21 protein-coding genes and 1 tRNA gene are annotated in these 19,881 nt (G+C 65.5%); 8 read left to right on the top strand and 14 right to left on the bottom strand.

The features are described 5' to 3' along the window. Both AC2FME_RS15465 and AC2FME_RS15460 read left to right on the top strand, forming a co-directional pair. A partial coding sequence (locus AC2FME_RS15465; RefSeq protein ID WP_496800918.1) for a COG4223 family protein occupies nt 1-1,125 on the top strand: 1,125 nt, incomplete at its 5' end. 10 nt (nt 1,126-1,135) lie between these two features. Then, nucleotides 1,136-2,656, top strand: coding sequence for a heme biosynthesis protein HemY (locus AC2FME_RS15460; RefSeq protein WP_496800917.1), 1,521 nt, complete (start codon nt 1,136-1,138; stop codon nt 2,654-2,656). Here the strand turns inward: AC2FME_RS15460 and AC2FME_RS15455 are convergent. From AC2FME_RS15455 to AC2FME_RS15445, 3 genes are read right to left on the bottom strand one after another with little or no spacing between them, the layout of a single operon-like run. Further along, nucleotides 2,653-3,693, bottom strand: coding sequence for an ABC transporter substrate-binding protein (locus tag AC2FME_RS15455; RefSeq protein WP_496800916.1), 1,041 nt, complete (start codon nt 3,691-3,693; stop codon nt 2,653-2,655). The two genes, AC2FME_RS15460 and AC2FME_RS15455, sit on opposite strands and share 4 nt — an antisense overlap. Continuing rightward, the gene (locus tag AC2FME_RS15450) at nt 3,690-5,087 is read right to left on the bottom strand and encodes a sensor histidine kinase (protein ID WP_496800915.1); all 1,398 of its coding nucleotides are present in this window, start codon (nt 5,085-5,087) and stop codon (nt 3,690-3,692) included. Before AC2FME_RS15450 ends, AC2FME_RS15455 begins: the two co-directional genes overlap by 4 nt. Then, entirely contained in the window at nt 5,080-5,751 is a 672-nt protein-coding gene (locus tag AC2FME_RS15445; protein ID WP_496680140.1) for a response regulator transcription factor, read from the bottom strand. Before AC2FME_RS15445 ends, AC2FME_RS15450 begins: the two co-directional genes overlap by 8 nt. A gap of 158 nt (nt 5,752-5,909) precedes the next feature. On the opposite strand from AC2FME_RS15445, the gene AC2FME_RS15440 reads away from it, so the two are divergent. From AC2FME_RS15440 to AC2FME_RS15420, 5 genes are all read left to right on the top strand, one after another. Next, on the top strand, nt 5,910-6,878 hold the full coding sequence (locus AC2FME_RS15440) for a Bug family tripartite tricarboxylate transporter substrate binding protein (protein ID WP_496800914.1): 969 nt from the start codon (nt 5,910-5,912) through the stop codon (nt 6,876-6,878). Between the two features lie 78 nt (nt 6,879-6,956). Next, nucleotides 6,957-7,388: a tripartite tricarboxylate transporter TctB family protein gene (locus AC2FME_RS15435; protein ID WP_496680137.1), complete on the top strand. Its 432-nt coding sequence runs from the start codon at nt 6,957-6,959 to the stop codon at nt 7,386-7,388. A 9-nt stretch (nt 7,389-7,397) separates the two neighbouring features. Continuing rightward, a complete protein-coding gene (locus AC2FME_RS15430; protein WP_496680135.1) occupies nt 7,398-8,936 on the top strand; it encodes a tripartite tricarboxylate transporter permease in 1,539 nt (512 codons plus the stop codon). A 359-nt stretch (nt 8,937-9,295) separates the two neighbouring features. After that, nucleotides 9,296-9,589, top strand: coding sequence for an ABC transporter permease (locus tag AC2FME_RS15425; protein WP_496800913.1), 294 nt, complete (start codon nt 9,296-9,298; stop codon nt 9,587-9,589). Then, a complete protein-coding gene (locus AC2FME_RS15420) occupies nt 9,590-9,754 on the top strand; it encodes a hypothetical protein (protein ID WP_496800912.1) in 165 nt (54 codons plus the stop codon). It begins immediately after the preceding gene. 91 nt (nt 9,755-9,845) lie between these two features. Here AC2FME_RS15420 and AC2FME_RS15415 read toward each other — a convergent pair. The 7 genes from AC2FME_RS15415 to AC2FME_RS15385 all read right to left on the bottom strand — a co-directional run bounded on the left by AC2FME_RS15415 (nt 9,846) and on the right by AC2FME_RS15385 (nt 15,387). Continuing rightward, nucleotides 9,846-9,921, bottom strand: a tRNA-Thr gene (locus AC2FME_RS15415). A gap of 209 nt (nt 9,922-10,130) precedes the next feature. Then, nucleotides 10,131-12,059, bottom strand: coding sequence for a 1-deoxy-D-xylulose-5-phosphate synthase (gene dxs / locus AC2FME_RS15410; RefSeq protein ID WP_496800911.1), 1,929 nt, complete (start codon nt 12,057-12,059; stop codon nt 10,131-10,133). Between the two features lie 15 nt (nt 12,060-12,074). After that, nucleotides 12,075-12,941, bottom strand: coding sequence for a polyprenyl synthetase family protein (locus tag AC2FME_RS15405; RefSeq protein WP_496800910.1), 867 nt, complete (start codon nt 12,939-12,941; stop codon nt 12,075-12,077). Next, complete coding sequence (locus tag AC2FME_RS15400) at nt 12,941-13,183, bottom strand: exodeoxyribonuclease VII small subunit (RefSeq protein ID WP_496680127.1); 243 nt, start codon at nt 13,181-13,183, stop codon at nt 12,941-12,943. Before AC2FME_RS15400 ends, AC2FME_RS15405 begins: the two co-directional genes overlap by 1 nt. Next, entirely contained in the window at nt 13,180-14,106 is a 927-nt protein-coding gene (locus AC2FME_RS15395; RefSeq protein ID WP_496800909.1) for a histone deacetylase family protein, read from the bottom strand. The genes AC2FME_RS15400 and AC2FME_RS15395 overlap by 4 nt, the downstream gene beginning before the upstream one ends. A gap of 70 nt (nt 14,107-14,176) precedes the next feature. Continuing rightward, a complete protein-coding gene (locus AC2FME_RS15390; RefSeq protein WP_496689442.1) occupies nt 14,177-14,878 on the bottom strand; it encodes a response regulator in 702 nt (233 codons plus the stop codon). Further along, nucleotides 14,875-15,387: a MarR family winged helix-turn-helix transcriptional regulator gene (locus AC2FME_RS15385; protein ID WP_496800908.1), complete on the bottom strand. Its 513-nt coding sequence runs from the start codon at nt 15,385-15,387 to the stop codon at nt 14,875-14,877. Before AC2FME_RS15385 ends, AC2FME_RS15390 begins: the two co-directional genes overlap by 4 nt. 158 nt (nt 15,388-15,545) lie before the next feature. Here AC2FME_RS15385 and AC2FME_RS15380 point away from each other — a divergent pair, with 158 nt between their 5' ends. Continuing rightward, nucleotides 15,546-16,412 (top strand): branched-chain amino acid aminotransferase, encoded by an 867-nt coding sequence (locus AC2FME_RS15380; protein ID WP_170340845.1) that lies wholly within the window; start codon nt 15,546-15,548, stop codon nt 16,410-16,412. 59 nt (nt 16,413-16,471) lie between these two features. Here the strand turns inward: AC2FME_RS15380 and cobO are convergent, their stop codons facing one another. The 4 genes from cobO to aroC are packed head-to-tail and all read right to left on the bottom strand — an operon-like array spanning nt 16,472 to nt 19,854. Next, nucleotides 16,472-17,071, bottom strand: a complete 600-nt coding sequence (cobO, locus tag AC2FME_RS15375; protein WP_496800907.1) for a cob(I)yrinic acid a,c-diamide adenosyltransferase — start codon at nt 17,069-17,071, stop codon at nt 16,472-16,474. 56 nt (nt 17,072-17,127) lie between these two features. Continuing rightward, entirely contained in the window at nt 17,128-18,063 is a 936-nt protein-coding gene (locus AC2FME_RS15370; RefSeq protein WP_496800906.1) for a DMT family transporter, read from the bottom strand. A 32-nt stretch (nt 18,064-18,095) separates the two neighbouring features. Beyond that, a complete protein-coding gene (locus AC2FME_RS15365) occupies nt 18,096-18,770 on the bottom strand; it encodes an HD domain-containing protein (protein ID WP_496800905.1) in 675 nt (224 codons plus the stop codon). Further along, nucleotides 18,754-19,854: a chorismate synthase gene (gene aroC, locus AC2FME_RS15360; RefSeq protein ID WP_496800904.1), complete on the bottom strand. Its 1,101-nt coding sequence runs from the start codon at nt 19,852-19,854 to the stop codon at nt 18,754-18,756. The genes AC2FME_RS15365 and aroC overlap by 17 nt, the downstream gene beginning before the upstream one ends. Between the last annotated feature and the right edge of the window lie 27 nt (nt 19,855-19,881).

The raw sequence follows: 19,881 nt of genomic DNA, 5'->3' as shown, positions 1-19,881 counted from the left end.
GCCGAAGCCGAAGCCGAAGCCGAAGCCGAAGCCGAAGCCGAAGCCGAAGCCGAAGCCGAAGCCGAAGCCGAAGCCGAAGCCGAAGCCGAAGCCGAAGCCGAAGCCGAAGCCCGATCCCACGACACGCAGGCGGAACAGCCCAAACAGGACCCCACGCCCCGGCGCGGTGGATTTCTGCCGGCCCTGATCGGCGGGGTGGTTGCCGCCGCGATCGGGTTTGCTGCCGGGCGCAGCGACCTGCTTTGGCCTGCGGAGTCGGATCCGTCCGAGGCCATTGCTGCGCTTGAGTCGAATCTGTCCGATCAGGCCGACCAACTGGCCGCCTTGGGCAAGCAGCTGGCCGCGGCCCCGGACCCGACCGCCGAGATTGCGGCTCTGCGCGCCAAACTGGCGCCGATCGAAAGCGAGATTTCCACCATCAAATCCAGCCTCGAAACCCTGTCCGGCAAGATCGACCCGCTGGCCGAGCGGGTCGCCAAGCTCGAGGCGCGCCCGCTGACCGAGGCGGCGTCGCCCGAAACGGTTGCCGCGGTCGAGGCTGAACTGAAGAAACTGCAGGACTCTCTGTCCGTTCAGCGCGCCGAGGTCGAAAAGATGGTGGCCGACGCCCAGGCGCAGGAAGCGCAGGCCAAGGCTCAGGCTCAGGCGGCCGAAAACCTGGCGACACTGGCCAAGGTTCGGGGCCAACTGGACGCAGGTGGCCCGTATTCGGACCTGGTTGCCCAGTTGCAAGCCGGCGGTGTTTCCGTGCCGGATGCCTTGTCTGGGCCGGCCGATGACGGCGTGGCCACCTTGGCCGATCTGCGCGATGGTTTCCCGCCCGCCGCCCGCGCGGCGCTGGCCGATGCCCGCGCGGCGGACAAGGGCACGGGTCTGATCGCGTTCCTGCAACGGCAGACCGGGGCGCGCTCGGTCACGCCGAAAGAGGGCAACGACCCCGACGCCATCCTGTCGCGCGCGCAGGCTGCGGTGGGCAAGGGCGACCTGGCGGCGGCCCTGGCCGAGCTGGGCGCGCTGCCCGAGGCCGCGAAACCGGCCATGGCCGAATGGATACAGGCGGCAAAGACCCGGCTGGAAGCCGAGACTGCCGTCAATGCGCTGGTTTCCGGCGTAAACTCGAACTGAAGGGCCTGTCATGCTGTGGTCATTGTTGAAGATCCTTGTTTTTGTTGTGATCGTCGGCCTGCTGGCGATGGGCGCCGGTTACCTGATGGAATCCAGCGGTGGCGTTCAGATCACCGCCCTGGGGCAGGAAATCACGCTCAGCCCGCTGCAGTCGGTCATCGCGCTGGGGGTTCTGGTCTTTGCCGTCTGGCTGGGGATGAAGCTGCTGGGCCTGCTGATCGCCACGCTGAAATTCATCAATGGTGACGAAACCGCCCTGTCGCGCTATTTCGACCGCAGCCGCGAGCAGCGCGGATACCAGGCGCTGGCCGACGGGCTGATGGCGCTTGCCTCGGGCGAGGGGCGCATCGCGCTGACCAAGGCCCGCAAGGCCGAGAAGCTGCTGAACAAGCCGGAACTGACCAACCTGCTGGTGGCCCAGGCGGCCGAAATGACCGGCGACACGAAAAAGGCGGCCGAGACCTACAAGAAGCTGGTGAGCGATCCGGCGACGCGTTTCGTCGGGGTGCGGGGCATTCTGAAGCAGAAGCTGGCCGAGGGGGACGAGAACACAGCCCGCAAGCTGGCCGAGAAGGCGTTGCAGCTGAAGCCGCGGCACGAAGAAACGCAGGACGTTCTGCTGAACCTGCAGACCAAGGCGCAAGACTGGGCCGGGGCGCGCTCGACCCTGACCGCCAAGCTGAAGGCGGGATACCTGCCGCGCGACGTCTATCGCCGCCGCGACGCGGTGCTGGCCCTGTCCGAGGCCAAGGACATTCTGGACGAGTCCGCCACCGTCGAACAGCAGGAGCGTGCGATCGAGGCCAACCGCCTGTCGCCCGATCTGGTGCCCGCCGCCGCGATGGCCGCACGGGCCTATATCGCCAAGGGCAAGCCGCGCGCGGCGACCAAAATTCTGAAAAAGGCATGGGAGGCGCAGCCGCATCCCGACCTGGCCCATGCCTTTGCCGAGATCGCCCCGGACGAGACACCCGAAGAGCGGATCAAGCGCTTTGCTACCCTGACCCGCATCCACCCCGACCACCCCGAGACCCGCCTGATCCGCTCCGAGCTGAACATCGTGGCCGAGGATTTCCCCGAAGCCCGCCGTGTGCTGGGTGATCTGGTCGAGAAGGGCGCCGACGCGCGGGCCTATACGCTGATGGCCGCGATCGAACGGGGCGAGGGGGCGTCGGACGCGGTGGTTCAGGGCTGGCTGGCCAAGGCGCTGAACGCGCCGCGCGGGCCGCAATGGGTCTGCGAGAACTGCCACGACATCCATGCCGAATGGGCTCCGGTCTGTTCCACCTGCCACAGCTTCGATACGCTGAGTTGGCAGAGGCCGAAAACACCCGAGATTGCCACCGCGACCGGCGTTCACATGCTGCCGCTGATCGTGGGTGCGCTCGAGGATCAATCGAACGAGGTCAAGGAGGCCGAGATCGAAGATGCCGAAGCGCCAGAGGTCATCGAACCCGAGCCCGAGGGCGCGGCGGCACCGGACGAAGGCGGCGCAGAGCCGGTTCCTGAGAATACCGGCAAAACCGCCTAGCGGGCGGTTTCCACGTCGAAGGCGTCATTCCACAGGTTGAACAGTTCGGCCCGGCGGTTCGGGTCGCTGGCCACCAGCAGGGCGGGTGACAGGGGAATGAATCGGCGCGCGCTGGGCGCAAGGCCGGTTTCGGCCGCATCCATCCGCGCCACCAACCCCGATCGGGCCAGCAGATCCTGCGCCGTCGGCGACAGCAGGAAATCCAGCAGCCGCTGCCCGCCCGCGCTGTTGCCCGCGTTTTTCGGGATCATGAAGGCGCGGGACAACACCAGCGTGTAATCCTCGGGCAGGATCACCCCAACCGCGGGGTCCTGCGCGTTGGCCACGTATGAGCCAAGCACGTTGTAGGCGATCAGGAACCGTCCCCGGGCCACGTCGCGGATGATCTCGGCCGAACAACAGGTGGCCACCGCGTCGATCCGGGCAAAGCCCTCTATCAACGAGCCAAAGGTGGTGGCCTCGAGACTGTCGCCATAGGCAAACAGGAAGCCCAGCCCCGAGGCCGCGATGTCATAGGTCGCTACCCGGCCGCGCAGCAGGTCGGGGCGGGTGCGCATCGCGTCCAGCAGGGCAAAGCGGCTGCGCGGCACCTCCAGATCGTCCAGACGGTCCTTGTTGTAGACGATGACGGCGGGTTCGGTGGTAATCCCCCACAGCTCGTCCCGCCAGCGCCGGGCCGGGGGCAGCGCCTGCGTCAGGGCCGAGCTGTAGCGATGGGCGCAGGCGGCATTGACCAGCCAGACCATCTGCTGAACGGCCGAGGAAAACACCGCATCCGCCGGGCTGTCGCCGGTCTTGCAGGCCGTCTTGCTGTGCTGGAACAGCGCGTTCGAGCCCCATTGTTCATAGGTGATGGTCAGGTCGGGGTTTTGCACCGCGAACTGCTCCATCACCGGGCGGATGATGCCGATATCCGTGGTCGAGCGCACCAGCAGGGGGGCAGGCCCGGTGCCGAATTCGGTCACCGCCTCCTGCGCAGCAGTGCGGGTAGCAGGCATCAGCAGACACAGGGCCAGCGGGATCAGAAACCGTATCATGCGCCTGTTCCTTCGGTGGCCGCCGGAAAGCTGAGCGATACGCGAAACCCGTCATCGGTGCGGGTCATCTCGACGGTACCGTCAAAGGCCTCGGCCGTGGATTTGACGATCGACAGACCCAGCCCGCTGCTGTCCTCGCCCGAGCCTGCGTTGCGGTTGAACCGGTCGCCCAGCCGGGCGGATACCGACCTGTCCGGCCCCGGGCCGCTGTCGCGCACCCACAGAACGGCGCGGCCACCGTCCAGGCTGGCCCCGATGCTGACCGGGGCCTTGCCGTGGCGGAGCGCGTTGCCCAGCAGGTTCTTGGTGGCTTCGCCCAGCGAAAACGCATCGCCCCGCACCCAGACCGGGTCTTCCCCGATTTTCAGATGCACCTCGACGCCGGGGGCGATCACCTCGTGGTCGCTCTGCTCCAGCGCCTCGAGCGCCACTTCGCGCAGATCGACCGGCAAGCGCGGGGCGCTGTCGATGCGGTGGATGACCATCGCGCGCGACAAAAGCTGATCCAGTAGCGTGCCCAATGACCGGGTACGGGTCAGCAACCGGTCCAGCGCCCGGCGCCCGGCGGGGCTGTCGGGGTCGGCTTGGGCGATCTCTGCCTGCACCCGGATCGCTGCGACTGGGGTGCGCAACTGATGCGCGGTGTCGGCGATCAAGTTACGCATCGACAGAACCTGCCGGTCCAGCCGCCCCATGAACCGATTCATCGCCGCGATCATGACCTGCAGTTCGCGCGGCAGCCCGTCGCTGGCCACGGGCGTCAGGTCATAGGGGTCTCGGCGGATCAGGTCATCCGACATCGCCTCGAGCGGGTGCAGCGCCGAACGGGTGACGAACCACGACATGATCAGCAGCAACGCGCCGGCCACCGCCATCGGCAGCAGGGCATCCAGCATCAGGCCGGTGGTCATCGCGCGCCGTGCCAGCAAGGTCTGCCCGACCACGATTTCGACTTCGCCGGAAAAGTCCCGCTCGGCGAACAGACGGGGCAGTCGGACGAACCGGGCCGGTTCCCCGTTCAAGTCGGCCGCGAAATACTGGGCCGACTGGCTGACGGGCTGCGGGGGCGCGATCACCGTGTCCGGGTCCAGCCCAGTGATAAAGCGCCCGTCGGGCCCGCGCACCGCGTAATAGATCCGGTCATCCGGGGCCTGGGCCAGCAGCTCAAACGCTGAAACGGGAAGGTCGACGATGGGCTGGCCGTCCTGGATGCGCACGGATTCGGCGATGTCGCTGGCCGCACCCAAAAGAAGCCTGTCATAGGCCTGACGGGCCGCCAACCGACCATTGGCCCAGATCGACAGGCCGACCAGAACGCCGCCCAGAACAAGGATCAGCATCACCGCGCTCAGCACCCGGGCGGTCAGGCTGTGGGGCAGGGGCGGCTTAACCATGCAGGCCGATCCGGTACCCGACCCCGCGCTGGGTGGTGATGGCCACGCCGCTACCCAAGAATTTCTTGCGCAGCCGGGCGATATACAGCTCGATCGCGTTCACGCCCACATCGGCATCCTCGAACCCATAGAGCGAGTCGTACAGTCGCGCCTTGGACAGGAACTGCCCCTCGTGCCGGATCAGGGCGTCCAGCACGGCGGCCTCGCGCGCGGTCAGGTTCAGGCGTTTGCCGCCCAGCGTGGCGCTGCGGTCCTTGGGGGCATAGACCAGCGGGCCCAGCGTGATCTGCTCGCTCTTGCGGTCGGCGTCGCGGCGCACCAGCGCGCGCAGCCGCGCCTCGAGCTCGCGCTGGTCGAAGGGCTTGCCCAGATAATCGTCGGCCCCTTTGTCCAGCGCGGCGACCCGGTCCTCGACTGCGGTCAGCGCGGTCAGCATCAGAACCGGCGTGCGGTCTCCGGCGGCGCGAATCCGGTCCAGAAAGCCCAGGCCCGACCCATCGGGCAGATTGATGTCCAGCAGGATCGCGTCATAGGACTGGACCGCGCGGAAATCATGGGCCGCCTCGACCGAGGTCGCCAGATCGCACACCACACCGGACCGACCCAGATGGGCCACGACGCCCTCGGCCAGATCCTCGGCATCCTCGATCATCAATACACGCATGGCCTCCCCCGATCGCCCGTCGCACCGTGACAGGTTCGTGACAGCATTATTCGGTAAAGAAAACCAACCTGCAAGAAAGGGCTGCGCCACGCGGCCCCTGCGGGGATCGGTTTCGGCCGCACACAAGACGGCCAGAATGACCTGAGGAGGAGAACCGAATGAAACTGTTTGGAACCGGCGGCGTCGTAGCCGCCGCAGTCTTTGCCCTGACTGGCTTTGCCGCCAACGCGACGGAATGCATCGCTCCGGCCAACCCGGGTGGGGGTTGGGACTTTACCTGCCGTCAGGTGGGCAAGTCGCTGCAGGATCTGGGCCTGATCGACCAGACCATGCAGGTGGTGAACCTGGCCGGTGGCGGCGGGGGCGTGGCCTTTGCCGAGGTGGTGAACAAGCGCAATGACGACAACGAACTGATCGTCGCCGCAAGCGCCGCAACCGCAACTCGTCTGGCCCAGGGCGCCTATCCGGGCAACACCATGGATCAGGTCCGCTGGCTGGCCGCGATCGGCGCCGATTATGGCGTGATCGCCGTGGCTGCCGACAGCCCGGTCAATACCCTGCCCGAGCTGCTGGACCAGATCAAAGCCGACCCGTCCTCGGTTTCGGTCGCGGGCGGCTCGGCCGTGGGCGGCTGGGACCACCTGAAGGTGCTGATCGCGGCCAACGCCTATGGCATCGACGATGTCCGCTCGGTCAAATACATCGCGTTTGACGGCGGCGGCGAGGCGGTGACCCAGCTGCTGGCCGGCTCGGTCCAAGCCTTCACCGGCGATATCTCCGAGGCCAAGGGCTTCGTGGATTCCGGCGACATCAAGGTGATCGCGGTTCTGGCGCCCGAGCGTCTGCCTGGCGAATTCGCCGATTTCCCGACCGCCAAGGAACAGGGTGTGGATGCCATCGGTGCGAACTGGCGCGGTTTCTATGCCCCCGGCGGCATGTCGGACGAGGCCTACAATGACTGGGTGTCCAAGATCGGTCAGCTCTATGCCTCGGACGAGTGGAAAGAAGTGATGGCCGCCAACGGCCTGGCCCCGCTGGACCTGCAGGGCGAAGACTTCCAGAACTTCGTCGCTGACTCGGTGGCCCAGATCCAGGCGATCTCGAAAGAGATCGGGATCATCAAATAACCGCACCACTCACGTGCAGGCGGGTGCCGCAACCGTGTGGCGCCCGCACTTTTTCATCCCGAACAACAGGAGACACCGATGAGTGACCGCATCTTCGGGGTCGTCGGGCTGCTTCTCGCCATCGGATTCGCGATATCCGCCCTGGCGATCGAAGAAAGCTTTCTGTCCGATGCCGTTGGGCCCAAGGCCTTTCCTTTGATCATCGCCGCCATTCTGGGCGTGTCCAGCGCCATCATCGCGCTGCGCCCGGATGCCGAACCCGAATGGCCCGCGCTGGGCCGGCTGGTCGAGGTCGGCGCCGCCGTGGTCGTTCTGATCCTGTATGCCGAACTGCTGCCGGTGGCGGGGTTCGTCATCGCCACGGCCTTTGCCGCCACCTATCTGGCCTGGCGGCTTGGCTCAGGCCCGATCGAGTGCATCCTTGTGGGAATTGGCACTTCGCTGGGCATCTATGTCATTTTCCACCTGGTTCTGGGCCTGTCACTGGCCAAAGGGCCGCTGGGGTTCTAGGGGGGCATCATGGAAACTCTTGCATCCTTGGGCGATGGGTTCGCCATCGCGCTGACCTGGCAGAACCTGATGCTGGCCCTGCTGGGCTGCTTTCTGGGTACGGTCATGGGCGCGCTGCCGGGGCTGGGCCCGTCGAACGGCGTGGCTATCCTGATCCCGCTGGCCTTCACGCTGGGGCTGGGCGCGACGCCCTCGCTGATCCTGCTGACCAGTGTCTATTACGGGGCGATGTACGGGGGGCGGATCTCGTCGATCCTGCTGAACATCCCCGGTGACGAGCCCGCGATGATGACCTGTCTTGACGGGCACCCCATGGCCAAGAAGGGCCTGGCGGGCGAGGCGCTGTCGTTGTCGGGAATCGCCTCGTTCGTGGGTGCGTTCCTGGCGACCTGGGGCCTAATCGTGCTGGCGCCGCAGCTGGTCAAGATCGCCCTGCTGTTCGGCCCGGCTGAATATTTCGCCCTGTTCGCGCTGGCCTTCATGACGTTGGGCGGCGTGTCTTCGACCAACCAGGCGAAATCGGCCTTTGCCGCCGCGCTGGGCCTTGGGCTTGCGACCATCGGGGTGGACACCCAGACCGGCGTGCCGCGCTTTACCTTCGGCGAAGTGCATCTGTATGACGGGCTGGATTTTCTGGTGGCCATCGTCGGCCTGTTCGCCCTGTCCGAGGTGTTCATCTTTCTGGAACATCGCCATGGAGGGTCCGATGCCGAGGGCCGCAAGCTGAACATCGGCAAGCTGTATCCGCCGATGTCGATGATCAAAAGCTGCACGCCCACGATGCTGCGCACCTCGTTTCTGGGCTTCATCGCGGGGGTTCTGCCGGGCGCGGGCGCCTCTTTGGGGTCGTTTATTTCCTACACGATGGAAAAGCGGCTGGTGGACAAGGAGAACACCTTCGGCACCGGCGATCCGCGCGGCGTGGCCGCGCCCGAGGCCGGCAACAACGCCGCCGCCGGGGGCGCATTGGTGCCGATGCTGGCGCTGGGCGTGCCGGGGTCGGGCACCACGGCGGTGCTGCTGGCGGTGCTGCTGGCGTTGAACATCACGCCGGGGCCGCTGCTGTTCACCCAGAACCCGGATGTGGTCTGGGGGCTGGTGGCCGCGCTGTTCATCGCCAACTTCATGCTGCTGGCCATGAATATCCCGATGGTGGGCCTGTTCACCCGCGTGCTGATGATCCCGTCGCGCATCCTGATGCCGATCGTGGCCATGGTCAGCTTTGTCGGCATCTACGGCATTTCGGGGTCCACCTTCGATCTGCTGGTGATGATCGGGTTCGGCGTGATGGGCTGGGTCCTGCGCAAGCTGGACGTGCCGCTGGTCCCGATCATCCTGGGCACCCTGCTGGGCAACGCGATGGAGAACAACCTGCGCCGCGCCGTGACCATCGACAATGGCAACTGGTGGACCCTGATCGACAGCCCGTTGTCCATCGGGTTGTGGACCATCGCCGTGATCGGCTTCATCCTGCCGCTGATCGTGGGTGCGCGGGTCAAGGCCCGGATGCACCAGCGCCGCGACGAAGAAGGCGCGATCAGCGACTGACCGCCGCGCCATCCCGCCCTCCGCCCATCCGGGCGGGCGGCGGCCCTCGGGGGTCGGGTTGCGCTGTTGACGATTTTCTCGTGCAGGTTAGGCAGGACGGGTCCGCAGACGCAGGCAGCAGGCGAAGCCAGTGCCACAGGCAGCGCAGATTCTCGAATTGGAACAGTGGCTGACGATCCGCCCGGATGACCGTCAGGCCATCCACCAACTCGTCACCGCGCTGGAATTCGCGCCTCCGGGCATGGTGCCTGTCGGGCCAAATTCGGACGCACAGGCCCAACTTGCGGCCCTGCGGGACCCCGACTGCCACGAGGACCTTCTGCTGCCCGACCCGCCTGCACAAACGGTGAGCCGAGTGGATGCGGATCCTGTCGGCGCACGGTCTGCACCACGCGGTTCCGATCGGGCAAGTCATTTCGGGCCGGGTTCTGACGATCAACGGAACGGTTGCGGGCTCGGTGCTGCTGTTTGTGCTGGGGGCCGTCATCTATCTGGCCTCGGTGACCGGGTTGGGCATCCTGCTGGCCACTATCACGTCGTCGATGCCCCAGTTCGGCCTGCTGGCGCTGCCGGTGCTGATCGTGATAAACCTGCTGTCGGGCAGCACGACCCCGATGGAGAGCATGCCGGACTGGCAGCGCATGGCGATGTAGGTGTCTCCCTCGACCCATTTCGTGGGTTTTGCCCGGGCCATCCTCTATCGCGGGGGCGGTCCTGCGATTGTCTGGCCGCAGATGGCGATCATGGCCGGTCTGGGGGCGGCCTTCTTCGCGCTGGCCTTGCGCCGGTTTCGTCAGTCGATGCCCTCGGCCCGTTGACCCGGCCCCGAGCCGAACCGTCCTGCGGAATGGCCGAGACCAATGTGTCCCACCGCGCGATCTGCCGAGTATTCTTGGGTCCAAAGAAGGATGGTGCCGGTGAAGGGACTCGAACCCCCGACCCCATCATTACGAATGACGTGCTCTACCAGCTGAGCTACACCGGCATCCTTCTTGCGTCATGGGCCGTGATGGCCCTGCGGATCCCTGCACCTTGTCCGACCGGGGCAATTGTGACCCGACGCGTCGGTGGAGGCGACCTCGGGGCGTCCCTTAAACCAAGGCTTGCCGCCTTGCAAGAGCGATTGGCGGCCTGACCCGCGACCTTGGATCGGTGGCGCGGCGCAATCGGCCGCTTGATGAAAGACGCCCGGATTCAGGCGCGCCGTTCACCGATCGAAGCCACGCCCAGCACCGAGAGAACCTTGGCCTCGATATGCTCGGCGTTCATGCCTGCGACTGCGTACATGTCGGCGGGGTTGGCCTGGTCGATGAAAATGTCCGGCAGCACCATCGAGCGGTATTTCAGGCCGCGATCGAACACGCCCTCATCCGCCAGCAGTTGCGCCACGTGGCTGCCGAACCCGCCGATGGCGCCTTCCTCGATGGTGATCAGCGCCTCGTGGTTGGCGGCCAGGTCCAGGATCAGGTCGCGGTCCAACGGCTTGGCGAACCGGGCGTCGGCGATGGTCGGGGTGATACCGCGGGCGGCCAGCGATTCTGCGGCCTTCTGCACCTCGGTCAGGCGCGTCCCGAAGGACAAGATCGCCACCCGCGCCCCCGACTGGATCAGGCGGCCCTTGCCGATTTCCAGAAGCTGCCCACGTTCGGGCAGATCGACCCCCACGCCCTCGCCCCGCGGATAGCGGAATGCGATGGGGCCGTCGTCGTGGGCGGCGGCTGTGGCGACCATGTGCACCAGTTCGGCCTCGTCGGCGGCGGCCATCACCACCATGCCCGGCAGGTTGGACAGGTACGCGATGTCGAACGACCCGGCATGAGTCGCGCCATCAGCACCCACCAGCCCCGCGCGGTCGATGGCAAAGCGCACTGGCAGGCGCTGGATCGCCACGTCGTGCACCACCTGGTCATAGCCGCGCTGCAAAAACGTGGAATACATCGCGCAGAACGGTTTCAACCCGCCCGCCGCCAGCGCGGCCGAGAAGGTGACCCCGTGCTGCTCGGCAATCGCCACGTCGAAACAGCGCGATGGGTAGCGTTCGGCGAACAGGTTTAGCCCGGTACCGTCGGGCATCGCCGCGGTCACCGCCACGATCTTGTCGTCGCGGCTGGCCTCGTCCACCAGGGTCTTGCCGAAGACCGAGGTGTAGGACGGCGCGTTCGACGGCGCCTTCTGCTGCTTGCCGGTGACCACGTCGAACTTGGCGGTGGCATGGCCCTTGTCCCGGGCCTGCTCGGCCGGGGCATAGCCCTTGCCCTTTTTGGTCAGCGCGTGGATCAGTATTGGCCCGGTCGCCCGCGCCTTGACCGTGCGCAGAACCGGCAGTAGCTGGTCCAGGTCATGCCCGTCGATCGGGCCAACATAGGAGAATCCCAGCTCTTCGAACAGGGTGCCGCCCACCGCCATTCCTTTGAGCATTTCTTTGGCGCGCTTGGCGCCCTCGCGGAACGGTTCGGGCAGCAGAGACACCGCCCCCTTGGCCGCTGCTTTCAGATCGTGGAACGGCTCTTCGGCATAGATGCGCGAGAGATAGTTTGACATCGCACCCACGGGCGGGGCGATGCTCATCTCGTTGTCGTTCAGGATCACGATCAGGCGTTTTTTCAGGTGGCCGGCGTTGTTCATCGCCTCGAAGGCCATGCCGGCCGACATCGACCCGTCGCCGATCACCGCGATCGCGTCGCCCAGCCCCTCGGGCGTGACCCCGCCCAGGTCGCGGGCCACGGCAAAGCCCAGCGCCGCGCTGATCGAGGTCGAGCTGTGCGCCGCGCCGAACGGGTCATAGGGGCTTTCGCTGCGTTTGGTGAACCCGCTGAGGCCGCCTTTCTGACGCAGGGTGCGGATACGGTCGCGCCGCTCGGTCAGGATCTTGTGCGGATAGCACTGGTGCCCGACATCCCAGATGATCTTGTCGCGCGGCGTGTCGAACACCGCGTGCAGGGCCACGGTCAGCTCAACTACGCCCAGACCCGCGCCCAGGTGCCCGCCGGTCACCGACACGGCCGAGATCGTCTCGGCCCGCAACTCGTTTGCCAGCTGATGCAACTGCGCGTCCGAAAACTGCTTGAGATCCGCCGGGCGGTTCACAAGGTCCAGAAGCGGAGTGTTCGGACGGTCTGACATGGCATCCCTTACGGTTCATCTTTCACGCGCAATAACGAAGCGGGCGGCTTCCTTCAAGGTTTCGGCCTGCGGTCCGTAGCCGTCCAGCGCGCCGCAGGCCTGCTCGACCAGCTCGGTCGCGCGGGCCTTGGCGGAGTCGAGGCCCAGCAGGGATACGAACGTCGCCTTGCCCGCCTGTGCGTCCTTCTGCAATCGTTTGCCCGCCTTTTCGCTGTCACCCTCCACATCAAGGATGTCGTCGGTAATTTGAAAGGCAAGGCCCAGCGCGGAGGAATATTGACGCATGCGTTGGACGTCCTCTCCGGCCAACCGGGCCCCGGCACAGGCCGACCATTCGATCAGCGCGCCGGTCTTGCCGGCCTGCAACCGGGTGATGTCCTCCAGCGAGAGCGGTTGCTGCGCCGTTTCCGCCGCAATGTCCAGCGCCTGCCCCAGCACCATGCCCTGCGCGCCTGCCGCCTGCGCCAGCGTCAGCGTCAGGTCGGCGCGAATCTCGGCCGGCCCCACTTCGGGGCGGGCGCACAGCTCGAATGCCAGCGCCTGCAAAGCGTCGCCGGCCAGAACCGCGATGCCATCGTTCCATTTCACATGCACCGTCGGGCGGCCGCGCCGAAGGTCGTCGTCGTCCATGCAGGGCAGGTCGTCATGCACGAGGCTGTAGGCATGCAGCGCCTCGATCCCGATCGCGGGCCAGATCGCGCAGGTCTCATCCATTCCGTGCAGTCGGGCGCTTTCCAGCACCAGAAATCCGCGCAGCCGCTTGCCGCCCTGCGTGGCATAGGCCATAGCCCGGGTGACATCGACATCGTCCAGCGCACCCAGAATCAGATCGAACTGCGCCTGGATCAGCGCCGCATCCTGCGCCAGCCTTTCGGAAAACATTACAGACCTTCGACAGGGGTCGTCCCGGTGGGCTGACCATCGGCATCCAGCGTGATGGCGGCCACTTTCTCCTCGGCGCGCTTCAGCTCTTCCTCGCAGCGTTTCTTCAGCTTGGCGCCGCGCTCGTACAGGGCGATCGACTGGTCCAGCGCCACGTCGCCGCGCTCCAGTTGGCCGACCACGGCCTCCAGCTCTTTCATCGCCTGCTCGAATGTCATCTGTTCAACGGGGGTCTCGGTCATCGGGCTGCCTTCATCAGTTCTTCAACATGGGCGCGTGTGGCTTTGGCCAGTGCGTTCAGATCATACCCGCCTTCCAGAGTCGAGACGATACGGCCCTTACACAGCTCGTCGGCGATCCGGCAAAGCTGAGCGGTGATCCAGGCGAAATCGTCGGTGGACCAGTTCAGATTGGCCAGCGGATCGTCCTGATGGGCGTCGAAGCCGGCAGAGATGATGATCAGCTCGGGCTTGAACGCGCGCAGCCGGGGAAAGGCCTGTGCCTCGTAGGCCGCGCGCATCTCGGCCCCGCCGGTGCCGGGGGCCAGCGGGATGTTCACGATGGTGTCATGCGCCCCGGTTTCATCCGGCCGTCCCGAGCCCGGCCACAGCGGCATCTGCTGGCTGGTGATCACCAGCGCGCGGGCCTCGTCCCACAGCAGATCCTGCGTGCCATTGCCGTGATGCACGTCGAAATCCACCACCGCGACCCGACCCAGCTCGTGATGATCCAGCGCATGCTTCGCCGCCAAAGCGGCATTGCCGAACAGGCAGAATCCCATGGCGGTTTCCCGTTCGGCGTGGTGGCCCGGCGGCCGAATGGCGCAGAACGCATTCGGCGCCTCACCGCCCAGCACCATGTCCACCGCCCGAACAACGGCCCCCGCCGCCCGATAGGCCGCATCGACCGAGCCGGGTGACATGAACGTATCCCCGTCGATCTGGCGGAACCCCTCGGTCGGGCGGCTGTCACGGATTTCGCGGATATAGCTCTCGGGATGGATACGCAGCAGATCGTCATCCGCCGCCAGCGGCGCGGTCACCCGTTGCAGATCCAGCGGCTCCAGCTCATGCAGGATATGTTCCAGCCGGGCCACCCGCTCGGGATGCCCCTCAGGGGTGACATGACCCAGACAGTCGGCATGCGTCAAAACAGCGGTCTTCATCAAAATCCCCCACTTCATCTGGCCAAAAATATCCTCGCCGAAGGCAACAAAACGCCGCGCAGCGGCAAAATCAATCCGGCGCCAGCATATAGCCCGCGCCCCGCACCGTCTGCAGATAGCGCGGCTGCTTGGGGTCTTGCTCGATCTTGCGGCGCAGGCGCGTGATCTGCACGTCCACCGCACGCTCCTGCGCCTGCCCCTTGTCGCGCCCCAGATCCTCGACCAGCTTCGACCGGCTGATCGGCTCGCCCGGCTGGGCCGAGAAGATCTTCATCAACTGGCTTTCGGTGGCGGTCAGCCGCACCGGCTCTTCGCCCTGCCACATCTCGCCGCGTTCGATGTCATAGCGGATCGGCCCCAAATGCAGGATCTTGGTGGCCGTGTCCTGCGCTGTGGTTTCCGGCATCCGCCGCAGGATCGCGTTGATCCGCAGCAGCAGTTCCTTGGGTTCGAACGGCTTGGCCAGGTAATCGTCTGCTCCGGCTTCCAACCCGGCGATCCGGTGCTCGGTCTCGCCGCGTGCCGTCAGCAGCAGAATCGGCGTGTCATGCGTCTCGCGCAGGGCACGGGTCAGGCTGACACCATCCTCGCCCGGCATCATCACATCCATCACGATCAGGTCGAAATCCAGCCCCGACAGGACCCGCCGCGCATGGGCGGCATCACGCGCCGCGGTCACAAGAAATCCGCTGCGCATCAAGAATTTCTTGAGCAGATCACGGATGCGTTCGTCGTCATCGACGATCAGAAGATGGGCGTCCACGTCGCTCATGAAGTTGAATCCCGCAGTTTCGTGTAAGCCCGACGCATATCAGCATCCATCATCGCTTCAAGAACCTTGCGGAACCCGGCAACCGCCTCGGGGCCGGCTTCCTTGTAGGCCGCGCGCATCCGGGCGCGCTGGGCGTCCGACAGCTGCGCCTCGAGCGCCTTGCCCTTTTCAGTCAGGTACAGGTGGCGTTCGCGCTTGTCGACGGTGCCGACCCGGCTCTCGACAAGGCCGTCGTCGATCAGCGAGCGTAGCACCCGGTTCAGCGACTGCTTGGTCACCCCCAGGATCGCCAGCAGGTTGTTCACCGTGGTGCCCGGCGCACGGTTGATGAAATGGATCGCCCGGTGATGCGCCCGGCCATAGGCCATTTCGCTCAGAATGCGGTCGGGGTCGGCGGTAAAGCCGCGATAGGCAAAGAACATCGCCTCGATCCCCTGCCGAAGCTGTTCATCTGTCAGAAACAACAGGCTTTCTCCGCCAAAGACCTGGGCGGGGCGGATCTCGGACATATCGGGCCTCATTCGTTACACGCCCCGACTTTAAGTCAGCGTTATTGACATTCCAAGGGCGGACAGGTATCGAATCGCAGTTTTTGCGCAATTTTGTGTCCGGGTCGGACCTAAGTGGCGCAACAATCGGAAATGTGACCCGGGTCAGGAGGTTTCGGATGGCGGGATATGACGATCGTGACGGTGTCATCTGGATGGATGGCGAATTTGTGCCCTGGCGCGATGCCAAGGTGCATGTCCTGACCCATGCGATGCACTATGCCAGCTCGGTCTTCGAGGGCGAGCGTGCCTATAACGGCAAGATCTTCAAAAGCCGCGAACATTCCGAGCGGTTGATCAAATCGGCCGAGGCGCTGGACATGCCGATGCCTTACACGGTTGATCAGATCGAGGCGGCCAAGGCCGAAACGCTCGAGAAAAGCGGCCTCAAGGACGCTTACGTGCGCGCGCTGGTCTGGCGCGGCTCGGGCGAGGATATGGGCGTGGCCTCGGCGCGCAACCCGGTGCGCATGGCCATCGCGGTCTGGCCCTGGGGCGCCTATTATGGCGATGCCAAGATGCAGGGCGCCAAGCTGGACATCGCCGAGTGGAAGCGGCCCAGCCCGGAAACCATCCCGGTCCATGCCAAGGCGGCGGGGCTGTACATGATCTGCACCATCTCCAAGCACAAGGCCGAGGCCAAGGGCTGTTCCGATGCCTTGTTCATGGATTACCGCGGCTATGTGGCCGAGGCGACCGGCGCCAACGTGTTTTTCGTAAAGGATGGCGAAGTGCATACGCCGCTGGCCGACTGCTTCCTGAACGGCATCACCCGCCAGACGGTGATCCAGATGCTGAAAGACAAAGGCATCACCGTACACGAACGCCACATCCTGCCCGAGGAGATGGCCGATTTCGAACAGTGCTGGTTGACCGGCACCGCGGCCGAGGTCACGCCGGTGGGCCAGATCGGCGAGTACACTTTCGAGGTCGGCGACCTGACCCGCGAGATCGCCAACGACTACGAACAGCTGGTCCGCAGCTGATGCATACGAAAAACGGGCGCCGTTGACGGGCGTCCGTTTTTTCTTTCGCGTCGAAATATTCAGAAATCGATGCCGCGCTGGGCCTTGATGCCGGCCTGAAACGGGTGCTTTTCTTCGGTCATTTCGGTGACCAGATCGGCATAGTCACGCAGCGCCTGCGGCGCGTCGCGCCCGGTCAGGAACACGCTGGTCCGGTCCGAGCGCGCCTTCAGCCCCTCGATCACCGCGTCCACCGACAGGTATTCATAGCGCAGAGCGATGTTGATCTCGTCCAGCACCACAAGGTCATAGTCGCCGCTGGCCATCAGGTCGCGCGCCTTATCGAAGGCGGCGGTCGCGGCGGCAATGTCGCGGTCGCGGTCCTGGGTGTCCCAGGTGAAGCCTTCGCCCATCGTATGCCAGGTGACCAGATCGCGGTCTTCGAAGAACCGCCGTTCGCCGGTCTTCCATTTGCCCTTGATGAACTGCACCACGGCGACCTTCTGGCCCCAGCCCAATGCGCGGATCACCACGCCGAACGCGGCCGAAGATTTGCCTTTGCCCTTGCCAGTGTTGATCAGCACCAGCCCCCGACCGGGATCCACGGCCTCGGACACTTTTTTGCGGTGCTGGGCCTGCACCTGTTGCATCTTCTGTTTGTGGTCCTGTGCGTCGCTCATGGCAAAACCTCGTTGATTGTCCGCGCCAACCTAGGCGATGGGCGCGAAAGGTAAAGTCAGGGTTTGTGATCGGTCAGCGACCGCGCCTTGCCGCGTTCCAGACCCAGCTGGTGTTCGCGCCAGATCACCACCGCATTGCCGGCGATCACCAGCGCCGCCCCCAGCAGGATCGCCAGGGTCGGCAGTTCGTCAAACCAGACGTAGCCGAAGAAGATGGCAAACAGCATCGATGTATAGTCATAGGGCGCCAGCATCGAGGCCTGCCCGAACCGGTAGGACGAGGTCACCAGAATCTGCGCGACGCCGCCGATCAACCCCATCGTGATCAGTATCAGCAGCTGGTTCAGGGTGGGCGCGGTCCAGCCCCAGAACACGGTCAGCGCCGACAGCAGCGTGGCGGTCATCGAGAAATAGAAGACGATCGCGGCGGGATGGTCGACCTGCACCAATTGCCGAATGTGGATCTGCACGAAGCCGCGGGCCACGGTCGCGCCCAGCACGCACAGCGCGCCGATCGTGGCGCCGGTGCCCAGATCGGCCGAGCCCAGCCGCGGCCAGATCATGATCAGCACGCCCAAAAGCCCGATCGCCACCGCGCCGATGCGGATCAGGCGGATGCGCTCGCCCAGCAGCAGCGCCGCCAGGATCAGGGTGAAGATCGGGGTGGCATAGCCGATCGCCGTAACCTCGGGCAGGGGCAGCAGGCTGAGCCCGGTAAAGGTCAGACCCATGGCGGTGGTGCCCAGCACTCCTCGCCAGAAATGGCCCATGGGCTTCCTGACGACAAAGCCCTGCGCGAGTTCCCCGCGCGAGATCAGCCAGGCCACGATCACCGGCACCGCGAACAAGGAACGAAAAAAAACCATCTGGCCCGGCGGGAAATCGGCCGACAGCGCCTTGACCAGCGCCGACATCGCCGTGAACAGGAACAGGGCGCTGAGTTTCAGCGTCACGGCAAGCACGGGGCGGTGAGAGGTCAGGGATTGGGCCATCGGCGCGACCCTGCGCCTTTGCGCGGCAAAGATCAACGGGTCGGATTGGGGCGTGTCCAGCTGTCGGGCAGGGGGCTGCCGATCTCTTCGGCGAATTCGGTCAGAAACCGGATCATGCGCCGGACCCGTTGCTGCGCGATCTGCCGTCCGGCCTCGGTCAGCATGTCGTCGGGCAGGGCCAGCAGCTTCACCTTCCAGTGGTCGATCGAATAGTGCAGATCGTCCAGCGGCCGGTGGGCTGCGAACGGATCGGCCGGATCATACAGCGTCCGCCCCAAAGCGCCGGACACCGAGAAATTCCGCGCGATCCCGATAGCGCCCAGCGCATCCAGCCGGTCGGCATCGCGCAGGATGCGCGCCTCGGGCGTCTCGGGCGGGATGTTGGCGGAAAAACTGTGCGCCTCGATCGCGTGGCGGGTGGCGGCGATCTGGGCATCGCTCAGGCCTAGTTCCCGCAGAACAGGCTCGGAGTCCGCAGCCGACCGGCGCGAGGCCAGGTGCCGGTCGGGGTCGTTCTTGGGCAGGTTGACCAGATCGTGCAGATAGCAGGCCGCCAGCAGTACGGTCCTGTCGGTTTGCGCATCGGCGATGGTGCGGGCATTGACCCAGACACGGTCTAGATGGGCCAAGTCATGGGCCGGGTCGGTGATCATCCGCTGCGCGACGACCGCGCGCAGGCGGTCGCGCAGCTCAGCCAATCCGTCCACGGTTTTCACCGATCTGGCCGCGATGCAGCAGCAGGTGGTCCAAGATCACGCAGGCCATCATCGCTTCGCCCACCGGCACGGCGCGGATGCCGACGCAGGGGTCGTGGCGGCCCTTGGTGATGATCTCGGTCTCTTCGCCCGATTTGGTGATGGTCTTGCGCGTGGTCAGGATCGATGAGGTGGGCTTGACCGCGAATCGTACCACGATGTCCTGCCCGGTCGAGATGCCGCCTAGGATGCCGCCCGCGTGGTTCGAGCTGTATTGCGGGCCGTCCTGGCCCATGAAGATCTCGTCGGCATTGGCCTCGCCGGTCAGCTCGGCGGCGGCCATGCCTTCGCCGATTTCCACGCCCTTGACAGCGTTGATCGACATCATCGCCGCGGCCAGATCGGTGTCGAGCTTGCCATAGATCGGCGCGCCGAGGCCCGCGGGGACGCCGCGCGCCACCACTTCGACCACCGCGCCGACCGAATTGCCGGATTTGCGCAAATCGTCCAGATAGGCTGCCCAGTCCTCGGCGGCTTTTGCATCTGGGGTCCAGAACGGGTTCTGTTCGATCTGCGCCCAATCAAAGTTGGTCCGGTCGATCCGGTGCGGGCCGATCTGGGTCATGTAGCCGGTGATATGGACGTTGGGCGCGATCTGCTTGATCGCCTCGCGCGCCAGCCCGCCCGCGGCCACCCGCGCCGCCGTTTCGCGGGCCGAGCTGCGCCCGCCGCCGCGATAGTCGCGGATGCCGTATTTCTGCCAATAGGTGATGTCGGCATGGCCGGGGCGGAACTTGTCCATGATGTCCCCGTAATCCTTCGAGCGTTGATCGGTGTTCTCGATCATCAGCTGGACCGGGGTGCCGGTGGTCTGGCCCTCGAACACGCCCGACAGGATTCTCACCTGATCGGGCTCGCGCCGCTGGGTGGTGAACTTGTTCTGGCCCGGTTTGCGCTTGTCCAGCCAGTGCTGGATCATGCCCTCGTCGATCGGGACGCCGGGCGGGCAGCCATCGACCGTGGCGCCCAGCGCGGGGCCGTGGCTTTCACCCCAGGTGGTGACGCGGAAAAGGTGTCCAAAGCTGTTCATCGACATGGGGCATGCTCCTTTGAGGGTCGTGAT

The organism is Ruegeria sp. BHSC026, from assembly GCF_059613065.1.
This window is presented reverse-complemented; position numbering and strand designations above follow the sequence as displayed.